This window comes from Acinetobacter sp. 228, from assembly GCF_048147885.1.
This window is the reverse complement of record NZ_JAYWYV010000472.1, coordinates 1-1138: the sequence shown is the minus strand read 5'-3', so window position 1 is coordinate 1138 and position 1138 is coordinate 1. Positions and strand designations below refer to the sequence as shown.

1 protein-coding gene and 1 pseudogene are annotated in these 1138 nt (G+C 40.3%); one reads left to right on the top strand and one right to left on the bottom strand.

Going from position 1 to position 1138, the window contains the following annotated elements:
* Nucleotides 1-248, top strand: a pseudogene (locus VXQ92_RS19960) (hypothetical protein); the annotation flags it as partial.
* An 80-nt stretch (nt 249-328) separates the two neighbouring features.
* On the opposite strand, the gene VXQ92_RS19955 reads toward VXQ92_RS19960, so the two are convergent.
* Nucleotides 329-1138 (bottom strand): tRNA dihydrouridine synthase (locus VXQ92_RS19955; protein WP_416682957.1); only part of this gene is annotated, 810 nt, incomplete at its 5' end.

Here is a 1138-nt window from a genome sequence, read left to right as displayed (position 1 = left end):
CAGGTACGAATGCGTCAACGGGTTTTGTTCTTGATGGATTTTATGCTGGGGTTGACCCGACAGGACTTACCTTTGGAAATATAGGTGTATCTAGTAAATTTGATGCATCACTTAACAATGTGACTTTAGGAAATTTAGGTACACAAAGTACAACAACCTTTAATAATTTACCCAATGGGTCTATGGGGAGTTTTGGAGTTACGGGTGCTTCGGTGACCGACTTTAAAATGAAAGTAAGTGGCTTTTAAAAAAATAATTAATAATTACTTAACCTGAAATACCAAAAGAGGGCGGTTGTCTAAACAATCGCTCTCTTTTGTTTGAGTGATTAAATACGAGAAGAACTGGTTTGCTCTAGCTGCTGAACAATTTCATCTAAAGCTTTAATGCGTTTCACTTGGTCCCATAATTCTTTCGCTTGAGGATAGGCTTTTGTCATCATACCTAACCACTGCTTATAACGGCCAACCATCCCAATTTCTGTTTTTGCTTGACCATTTAAAAAACGTATTTGTAAGTCAACCAGTTGTTCCCAAGTAAACAGTGCTTCATCCATATTTTGGCGAATACATTGTGTTAAATCTGGAGTAGTCACTGCACCACGGCCAATCATTAAATCTTCACAGCCAGATTGTTGCTGGCAAGCTCTAGCATCAGCATTGGTCCAGATTTCGCCGTTAGCAATCACATTAATTTTTAAAGCTTCTTTAATCGGTAGAATTTTTTCCCAATAAGCTGGTGGCGTATAACCATCTGCTTTAGTTCGAGCATGTACTGTTAACCAGCTTGCACCCGCATCTTCAACTGCATGGGCATTTTCCATGGTGTGGTTTTCATCTAGATAACCTAAACGCATTTTTGCTGAAACAGGGATGTGCGCAGGTACAGCATCTCGAACAGCTTTAATGAGCATATGTACTACGTCTGGTTCATCAAGAAGTACCGAACCACCTCGATGTCGATTGACGGTTTTTGCAGGACAACCAAAATTAAGGTCGATTGCAGGAGCACCCAGTTCAACGACTTTTGCCGCATTTGCTGCCAGCATCTCTGGATTATTGCCTAGGAATTGGACGTGTACAGGTGTTCCAGCAGCTGTTTTACCATCATTTTTAAGTTCAGGACAAAAACTATAGTA